9 protein-coding genes are annotated in these 8681 nt (G+C 74.2%); 3 read left to right on the top strand and 6 right to left on the bottom strand.

What is annotated here, in order from left to right; all coding sequences use genetic code 11:
- The 3 genes from MPTA5024_RS14805 to MPTA5024_RS14795 form a co-directional block, all read left to right on the top strand.
- Positions 1-926 (top strand): peptidase (locus MPTA5024_RS14805; RefSeq protein ID WP_332310614.1); only part of this gene is annotated, 926 nt, incomplete at its 5' end.
- Positions 919-1500 carry a hypothetical protein gene (locus MPTA5024_RS14800; protein ID WP_063794694.1) on the top strand — a complete coding sequence of 194 codons (582 nt, stop codon included), beginning with the start codon at positions 919-921 and terminating at the stop codon, positions 1498-1500. The genes MPTA5024_RS14805 and MPTA5024_RS14800, both read left to right, overlap by 8 nt.
- 88 nt (positions 1501-1588) lie before the next feature.
- Positions 1589-2299 (top strand): ferritin-like domain-containing protein, encoded by a 711-nt coding sequence (locus MPTA5024_RS14795; RefSeq protein WP_036324633.1) that lies wholly within the window; start codon positions 1589-1591, stop codon positions 2297-2299.
- A gap of 12 nt (positions 2300-2311) precedes the next feature.
- Here MPTA5024_RS14795 and MPTA5024_RS14790 read toward each other — a convergent pair whose 3' ends face one another.
- The 6 genes from MPTA5024_RS14790 to MPTA5024_RS14770 all read right to left on the bottom strand — a co-directional run bounded on the left by MPTA5024_RS14790 (position 2312) and on the right by MPTA5024_RS14770 (position 8681).
- A complete protein-coding gene (locus tag MPTA5024_RS14790; protein WP_036326206.1) occupies positions 2312-3205 on the bottom strand; it encodes an NUDIX hydrolase in 894 nt (297 codons plus the stop codon).
- Between the two features lie 20 nt (positions 3206-3225).
- Positions 3226-3357 carry a hypothetical protein gene (locus MPTA5024_RS44260; RefSeq protein WP_269750579.1) on the bottom strand — a complete coding sequence of 44 codons (132 nt, stop codon included), beginning with the start codon at positions 3355-3357 and terminating at the stop codon, positions 3226-3228.
- A gap of 66 nt (positions 3358-3423) precedes the next feature.
- Positions 3424-5901: an Hsp70 family protein gene (locus MPTA5024_RS14785; RefSeq protein ID WP_051458191.1), complete on the bottom strand. Its 2478-nt coding sequence runs from the start codon at positions 5899-5901 to the stop codon at positions 3424-3426.
- A complete protein-coding gene (locus MPTA5024_RS14780; protein ID WP_036324632.1) occupies positions 5898-7439 on the bottom strand; it encodes a dynamin family protein in 1542 nt (513 codons plus the stop codon). Before MPTA5024_RS14780 ends, MPTA5024_RS14785 begins: the two co-directional genes overlap by 4 nt.
- Positions 7439-7975, bottom strand: a complete 537-nt coding sequence (locus MPTA5024_RS42170) for a hypothetical protein (protein WP_051458190.1) — start codon at positions 7973-7975, stop codon at positions 7439-7441. Before MPTA5024_RS42170 ends, MPTA5024_RS14780 begins: the two co-directional genes overlap by 1 nt.
- Positions 7968-8681 (bottom strand): hypothetical protein, encoded by a 714-nt coding sequence (locus tag MPTA5024_RS14770; RefSeq protein WP_051458189.1) that lies wholly within the window; start codon positions 8679-8681, stop codon positions 7968-7970. Before MPTA5024_RS14770 ends, MPTA5024_RS42170 begins: the two co-directional genes overlap by 8 nt.

Here is an 8681-nt window from a genome sequence, read left to right as displayed (position 1 = left end):
GGATCGGGCTCGGCATCCGGATCGTCGACGCCCCCGTGGTGCGCCGGAAGGATCCCCGGGCGCTCACGGGCGTGGTCGACCACCTCAACCCGGGCACGACCATCAAGCGGCGCGTCGAGGTGACCAACACCACGTCCCGCCGCATGCACGTCTCGCTGTACCCCGCGGCCGCCGACATCCGCGACCATTCATTCGTCTTCGCCCCCGAACGGACGCCGAACGACCTGACGACCTGGACGACGGTCGAGCCGGGCGAGATGGACCTCCCGCCGGGCCGGAAGCGCACGGCCTGGTTCACCATCGCCGTCCCCAAGGACGCCTGGCGCGGCGAGCGGTACGGCGTGATCTGGGCGGAGACCGCCGCCGCGCCCGACAAGGTGCACAACGTCGGCCTCATCAGCCGAGTGGGCATCCGCGTCTACCTCGACATCGGGCCGGGCGGCGAGCCGCCGTCCGACATGCGCATCGAGAAGGTCACGCCCGAGCGCGACCCCGAAGGGCGGCCACGGCTGCTCGCCCAGGTGCGGAACACCGGCGGCCGCGCGCTCGACCTGTCGGGGCAGCTGTCCCTGTCGGACGGGCCGGGCGGCCTGCGGGCCGGTCCGTACGCGGCCACGCTGGGCGTCGACCTGAAGCCGGGCGAGGCCGGCCAGGTGACGGTCGTGATGGACCGGCGGCTCCCGAACGGCCCCTGGAAGGCCGACCTGGTGCTGCAGAGCGGCCTGGTGAAGCGGACCGTGTCCGCCACGATCATGTTCCCGGACTCGGGTCTCGGCCATCCGGTCGTCCTGTCGGGCATCCGCGGCCCGCTCCTGCCGTCGGCCCTGTCCGCGCTGACGCTCGCCGTCGCCGCCTGCGCCTTCCTCCTGTTCCGCAGGCGTCGCCGGGAGCCCGGGCCGGATCGACCGAAGGGCTCGTATGCGTAGAGGAACGAATCCGATCATCTTTCACGCCGCGCCGCCGGCCGCGGTCGTCGCCGCCGTTTCCGCCGCCCTGGCCGCCGTTCCCGCGGCCGCCGCGCCGCACGCGGAGGCGGCGCCCGAGGCCGCCACGTTCCGGCCGGCGCGGGCGGGGGCGTTGACCATCAGCGCGCCCGCCGCGGTCAGCATGGGCAGCACCACGCCCGGAGGGCACCTGGCGGTGCAGATGGGGACCGTCACGGTGACGGACACCCGCGAGCCCGGCGCGGGCCCGTGGACCGTCACCGTCTCTTCGACCGACTACAGCCGGACCACGGCCCCCGTCGTCACGATCAGCCGGTCGAACATGACCTACTGGTCGGGCCCCGCGACGGCGACCCAGGGCGGCGGAAACTTCATCCCCGGCCAGCCCACGGCGGCCCAGCAGGTGAGCCTGAGCGTCCCCCGGACCGCGTTCTCCCGCACCACGCAGAACGGAGTCAACAACTGCAGCTGGATCCCGACGCTGAACGTGTCCGTCCCCTTCGCCGGCGTCACCACGGGCGTCTACAGAGGCGTGATCACCCACTCCGTGGCCTGACCGCACAGGGCCGTCGTACGAAGGCCCCGCCGAACCTCCACAAACCCACCCCCGGAATCTGCACACCGGATCCGTAGATTCGCCTGCCATGACGGTCGACACCGGCGACTTCACGGCCTGGCTGCGCGACTTCGAGGGCGCGGCGCTGCTGCGGGACACGTGGGGCGACCCCGACTGGGGCCGGGGCGCACGGCTGGAGCCCGCCCTCGTGCGCAGCCTCCAGCGGTTCCAGGTGGGGGAGGACGGCGACGGCGGCAGCCTCACGGCCAAGGCCGACCAGGCGGGGGATCGCGTGTACGCGGAGACGATCCGGCTGTTCGTCGCGGAGGAACGGGAGCACGCCCGGCTGCTGGGCCGCCTGCTGGAGGCGGGTGGCGCGGAGACGATCCCGGGCCACTGGACGGACGCCGCCTTCGTCCGGCTGCGCCGGATGCTCGGCCTGCGCACCGAGCTCATGGTCCTGATGCTCGCGGAGGTGGTCGCGCTCGCCTACTACCGGGCCGTGCGCGACGGCGTGCGCGACCCGCTCGCGGCGGAGGTGGCCGGCCGGATCCTCGCCGACGAGCTCCGCCACGTGCCGTTCCACCGCGACCGGCTGCGGCGGTCCTTCGAAGGGTGCTCGCGCCCGTCGCGGACGGCGGTCGCGGCGCTGTGGTGGCTGCTGCTGGCGGGGGCGGTGACCGTGGTCGCGCTCGACCACGGTCACGCCCTCCGGGGGGTGGGGGCCTCCCGGACGGCCTTCGCCCGCGAGGTCGTCACGGCCTTCGGCGGCGTCGTGGCCGACGTGACGCGGCCGTGAGCCTCGACGTCATCAGAGAATGTAACGTTCCAGACTGACGATCCGCTCGTCCGCGTGGTGGAGGACCACGAGCGATCCCTTGAACAGGTGCAGCGCCGCCTCCCCGTCGTACCGGCCCGCGCACACCTCGCCGACCACGCCTTCGAGGCTCTCACGGTGGCCGCAGATCGCCATGCGATCCCGTACGGCGATCGCACCGAGAAGGATGCGGAGCGCTCCGGCGGGCTCGTAGTGCTTGTCCGTGAACAGCTTGTCCTGCCGGATCGTGAGGCGGTTCGCCGACCGGTACGGCTCCAGCGTCTGGAGGCACCGTTCGCTCGGCGCGCTGATCAGGGCGCCCGCCCGGTAGGCGGCGAGGACGGTGGCGAGCGTCGCGGCCTGCGCCTCGCCGACGGGGTCGAGGGGGCGCGTCTTCTTCTTGCCCTGCCAGTCGTCGCCCGAGCCGGACAGGCGGCCGTGCCGGACGAGGACGATCGGGGTGGTGGCCACGGGCCTGGCGGCGAACTCGGTCAGCACGGCGAGGTCCCGCTCGAAGGTGAGCGCGTCGCGCGCGTCCTCCAGCGGCAGCCAGGACATGCGGTCGACCTCCTCGTTCTCCACGAAGTCGGCCGGGCCCGCGGCCTGCGCCGCCCAGTAGTCGACCCGCTTCGCCCAGCCCTTCTTCTCGTAGTGCACCGAGCACAGCCATCGTCCGAGGACGACGCGCAGGCCGGTCTCCTCGTAGACCTCGCGCACGGCCGCGGCGATGGGATGCTCGCCGTGGACGATCCTCCCCTTCGGCAGGGTCCAGTCGTTGTACTTCGGCCGGTGCACGAGGGCGATCTCCGGCGCCGTCCGGTCCCCCCGCCAGACGACGGCGCCGGCGGCGCGGATGCCGTCGGGAGCGGGTATCGGTTCTGCGGCCATGGCCGCCTCCTTGTTCTGGTTCACCCGGTGACCTCCCAGATCACCGCGGTCTCGTCCTGCGTGACGGCCGGCGCCCGCACCTCGGCGTCGTGGTCCCAGATCTCCACGCGGTCGTCCGACCCGCCGATCGCGATCGCCGGTGATCCGTTCATCTCCAGGAACGCCGGGGCGTGCACCTCGACCTGGAAGTCGTGCCCGGGCCGGCGTGGGATCCGGGGTCACAGGACGAGATCCCAGATCCGGAACGTGTGGGCGGCCAGGACGGCGAGCAGCCGCCCGTCCTCGCTGAAGTAGTGGAAGGGGAGGTAGTCGGGCGTCCCCGGGGCGCAGCCGATGCGCGCGACCCGGGAGCCGCGCCGCACGTCCCACACGTCCACGTCACCCCCGTACGGAGAGGTGGCCACCACCTGCCAGTCGCGCCGGTGGGTGACGCGGGCCGTCAGGTCGCCGCCGTGGGAGAAGCGGCTCACCTGCTCGCCGGTCTCCAGGTCCCAGGTGAGGATCTCCCCTCCCCACGACACGCCGCTCAGCAGGCGCTCGTCCTCTCTGAACCGGAGGTCGCCCACGTTGTCGTCGCAGTAGTGCGGCAGCCGCGACCGCACGCCCCAGTCCTCGGAACCGCGCACGACGACCTCCCGCCGGGTCGCCGTGGCGAGGAGGTCTCCGCTGCCGCTGAAGGACGGGCTCACCTCGTCGTCGAAGCGCCCGGCGCGGTCGAGGCCGGGAAGCCTCCACACGTCGACGGGGGTGCCGTAGGTCCAGGCCGCGAGATGCCGCCCGTCCGGGCTGAACGCGCAGAGCCGGTCTCCTCCCAGGCCCGCCGGCGTGAGGAGGCGGCCGTAGTCGAGGTTCCAGAGCAGCAGCCCGTCCCTCTTGGTGCTCCCCGCCAGGATCGCGCCGTCCGGGCTGAACGCCGGCCGTGGCGATTCGTACTGGCCGAACGTCCACAGATGGCTGCATATCTCCTTGTCGCGTTCGACGTCGACCACCCGCATGCGCCCCTCTTCGGAGACCACGGCCATCAGCCGGTGGTCCTGGCTCCAGGTGACGGCGCTCCCGGCGCCGACGTCGCGGGTGAGCCGCGGGGCGCCGCTCTCCAGGTCCCACTCCTGGACGACGCCTCGACCGGGGAAGTGGCAGCCGATCGCTCCCGCGTCGGGATCGAACCGGTGGACGTAGGCGTGGCTCGGGTCGCGCTCGCCCTGCAGCCGCAGCGACGGCCGCGACGGGTCCCAGGTGTCGAGGACGAGGATCGCTCCGGTCTTCAGCGCGACCGCCAGGGCCCGGCCGTCCGGGCTCGCCTGAACGCTGGTGACACCGTCGAGTCTGCTGGCCTGGCGCGGCGTGCCGCGGAGCCGTCCCACCGCGACCTGGGCGGGAGCCGGGCGCCGCGCGGCGAGGGTGACGAGGTCGGCCTGGGCCGTCACCGTGTCCCCGTACCGGCCGTGCCGGGTCTCGACCGTCCCCACCTTGGCGGCCGCCAACCGCCACACCGACCCGTCCACCGACCTGATCTCGGCGACCGGCGTCCCCGCGCCCAGCCGGTCGCCATCGCTGACGAGCCAGCGCAGCAGCATGCCCCCGCCGCCGGGGATGTCCCAGCGCAGGCCCGGCCCGGCGGGCGGCAGGGGCGGCAGTACGCGCCGGGGCGCGTCGGCGGCGAAGCGGGCGGCGCCGGTCACCACGGCCAGTTCGGGGTCGCGGGAGGCGCGGAGTGGACGGCCGAACGCGGCGGCGAGCTCCTCCCGCACGATCGGCATCCGGCTGCTGCCGCCGGTCAGCAGCACCGCAGACACCTCGCCGGGCCCGACGTCGCACACGTGCAGCAGGCCCCGGCAGCAGTCGATCGTCCGGCGCACCAGGGGCGCCGCCAGCCGGGTGAAGCGCGGCAGGCCGAGGGCGAGTTCCAGGCCGAGCGGCGTGAAGACCTCCTCCGCCTCCGGGACGCTGCTCAGCTGATGCTTCATGTTCCTGGCCAGGTCGGCCAGCTCCAGCCGCCCGCGCTGCGCGGCCACCGGGTCGGGGCCGTCGACGACCGCGCCGTCGCCGCGCAGCTCGGCGAAGACGGCGGCGTCCACGTCGCGCCCGCCGCAGTCGTTGAGCGCGGCGTGGCCCAGCACCTCGTAGCCCCCGTCGCGCAGGCGCACCAGCGCGGTGTCGAACGTGCCGCCGCCGAAGTCGTAGACCAGCACGAGGTCGTCGGCGAACCCCTCGCCCGCGGGGGCGGACAGGGCGGCCGCGACGGGCTCGGCCAGCAGCTCGACCGTGGCCAGGCCGACGGAGTGCGCGGCGTCGACCATGAGAGCTCTGCGGATGTCCTGGTGGCCGTACGCGGCCGGGACGGTGATCACGGCGCGCAGCACCGGGCCGCCGTGCGCGGCCTCCGCCTCGGCCCGCAGCGCCGACAGCACGGCGGCCACGAGGTCGCGGGGCGCGAACGAGCGGTCACCCAGGACGACGGGGGCGTCGTGCCCGAGCAGCCGTTTGATCTCCGACCGGTAGTGGGCCGGGCGGATGCGCTTCTTGCGCTCGGCCAGCGTGCCGATGCGGAGGGTCTCGCCGTCGAGGACGACCGACGACGGCCAGGACCACGACCCGCTGACGGGCTCCTTCAACGGGACGGTCTGGCCAGCCGCGACGAGCACGGCGGAGGAGGTGGAGGTGCCGAAGTCGACGGCGAGGACGGGATCGGTCATGGGCGGCCTTCGAGCTCGTTGATCATCAGTTCGTAGCTGCGCCGGACGACCTGCCCGGCGCGGCGGGTGGCGCCGCCGTACGACGGGTCGAGGTCGACGGCGGCCCAGTGCCGCAGGCGCTCCCTGGCCCGGGTGTCCAGCTCGTCGCGGCCCGCGGTGCCGGGGAGGCCGAGGCGGTCGGCGGGGCTCAGGCCGAACTCCCCGGTCACCCGGAGCAGCTCCGCGACCTCGGGCCCGGCGAACGACAGCAGGCCGTCGTAGTGGTTGCGCAGCACGGAGAACTCGGCGAACGCGTGCTCCTTGAACTCCAGCTGCGTCACCTCCGCCACCGCCCGGTCGAGCGTCATCCGGTCGCGCGGGCCGAGGTCGCCGGCCAGCCGCGGGAGCCGCTTGACGTCCTCGATCGCCCGGTTCAGCTTGATCAGCTCGGCGCGGTTGCCGAAGTGGCCGACCAGGAGGGACCGGAAGTCCGCCATGCCGCTGCGCCGCAGCAGTTCGTCGCGGAGCTCGGCGGCGCCGGTCAGGCCGCCCCTGATCAGCCCGCAGGCCAGCACGATGCCGTACCCGCCGAAGAGCGAGAACAGGGCGCGGCGCCGCTCCGCGGGCACCCCCAGCTCCGGGTAGTCCCTGGTCGTGAACAGCGGCCCGCGCCTGACCCGGCCCGCCAGCGTCTCCGGCGGCACGGACGCGAGGGCGGTCAGGCCGGCCAGGTCCTCCTCGGTGAACACCGCCGCCGCGGCCCCGACGAGGCTGGCCAGCGGCCGCAGGTCGTACAGGTAGCGGCGGGCGCCGGCCGCCTCCATCAGGCGCTCGGCCACCCGGGCGCCCTCCGCCATCGGGTCGGGGTGCAGCGGCCAGAACAGCTCGATCTTCGTGAGCGCGCCGATCGAGGTGATGGGGGAGGCCATCCCGGCCCCGGCGCCGGTGAAGTCGGCCAGCAGGTCCTCCTCGGCGGCGGCGAGCCCCCGCGCGAAGACGAGCACGATCGCGTCTGCCTTGCTCGCGTGGTCGAGCGAGGCGGCCCGCACGTCGTCGGGCGTGCGTCCGAGGAAGCGCGCCGTGTTGCCCGACTCGTCGCCGAAGGCCGTGTCGAGGCCCGGCGTGTCGACCAGGTCGAACGACCGCAGGTACGGGTTGGGGTCGACGACCTCCAGGTAGTCGATGGTCCGCAGGTAGGCCGCGAGCGACTCGTCGCCGCGCGCCCGGACCGTCAGCTTCTCCAGGTCGGCCATGTCGCGCCGCTCCGGCGGCCGCCCGTCCCTGAAGTGGACGACGAGACCGGGCGCGGGGCCGTGCCTGAGCCAGTTGACGTTGAACGTCAGCTCCTCGACGCCAGTGGGCGCCCGCCGTCCGCCGAGCAGCGCGTTGGCCAGGGTCGACTTGCCGGAGCTGACCCGGCCGACCAGCGCGACCCGCAGGGCCGAGCGGAACCGGTCCCGGTAGTCCTCCAGCGCGCGGCCCACCGGCGCGAGGGACGGCGACCCGGCGAGGGCCGCCCGCGCCGCCTCGAAGGCGGCGTCCGCACGATCGCGCAGCACTACGACCCTCCCAGGAAGCGGGTGCAGAACCGGTCGCCGAGGAGCCGGTAGTACGGCTCCAGCGGGGGCTCCATCAGGCGTCTCAGCAGCGCGGAGAACTCGGCCTCCGCGTCGAACGGCCGGTCGTCGGCCAGGCACCCGGCCAGCTCGTCGTACAGGAGGAGCAGCCGCTCCCGGTCGGCCCGGTACGCCTCGACCGGGCCGCGCACGGCCTCGTGCGGGAACGTTCCGACCGGGTCGCGCCTGACCGGCCAGGGACGGGTGTACCGCAGGTCGCAGTACTCCATCGGCCGTCCGGTCCGCCACTCCACGGTCAGGGTGGCGAACGGGGCGTACAGGTGGGTGCCCCCGCCCGGCACGGTCCGCATGCCGAACAGGGGCAGGCGCAGGAACACCTTCGTCGTGCCGTCCCAGCCGGGGCGGTGCCGCACCGGGATCGGCCAGCCCACGCCCGACTCCATGGGGACGAGCTGCCGGAACAGCGGCGTCGCGCGGACCTCGCGCATCAGCGCGGCGGTGCGGCCGGGCTCACCCACGTGTCCCTCCAGCCGCGATCATGAAGTTGCCCGAGTCGCCCCAGGCGTCGAGGAACACGTCCAGCGGCACGGCGGCGCCCGCGCCCGAGGGGCTGCCCGAGTCGTTCATCAGCACCATCGGGTGCGCGGGGTCGGTGCGGTCCACGCCGGTCACCTGGACCACGTGGTCGGCCCCCTGACCCGGGATGCCGGGGTAGCCGTCGAGGTCCTGGGCGAGCCCCTGCGCCTCCCAGATCTCGCCCGAGTCCACCCCGGCGACGACGTCCCGGCCGCCGGCCAGCGCCCCTTCGAGGTCCGCGATCGTGGCGTGGCCGAACCGCTCGACCGGGACGCCGTAGTGCTCCAGCACCTTCCCCACGTCGTCCATCGCGGTGCCGTGCCCCGGCTCGTACCAGCCGTTCTCCTCGGCCACCGCGGTGAGCTCGGCCTCCGTGTGGGGCACGCCCGTCAGGTCGTCGAGCACGAACTCCTGGGCGGCGATGGCACAGGTGTCCGAGGCCGCCTGCTCGTGCCAGAACGCCGCCTCGTGCGCCGGGTCTCCGGCCAGGCCGCCCTCCGGCCCGTACGGCCCGGCCGTCCCGCCGTCCGGGTCGTACACGCCGGGACCGGGCGGGTCGTCGTCGGCCAGGTGGACGCCGGACGCGTCGAGTGCCACGTCCGCCAGGGGGTCGTCCGCCGGCGTGTGCCCGCCGTCGTGGAGGTCCAT

This window comes from Microbispora sp. ATCC PTA-5024 (assembly GCF_000511135.2).
Classification (GTDB): domain Bacteria; phylum Actinomycetota; class Actinomycetes; order Streptosporangiales; family Streptosporangiaceae; genus Microbispora; species Microbispora corallina.
Note: the sequence above shows the minus strand (reverse complement) of the source record. Positions and strands in the feature narration are given on the sequence as shown.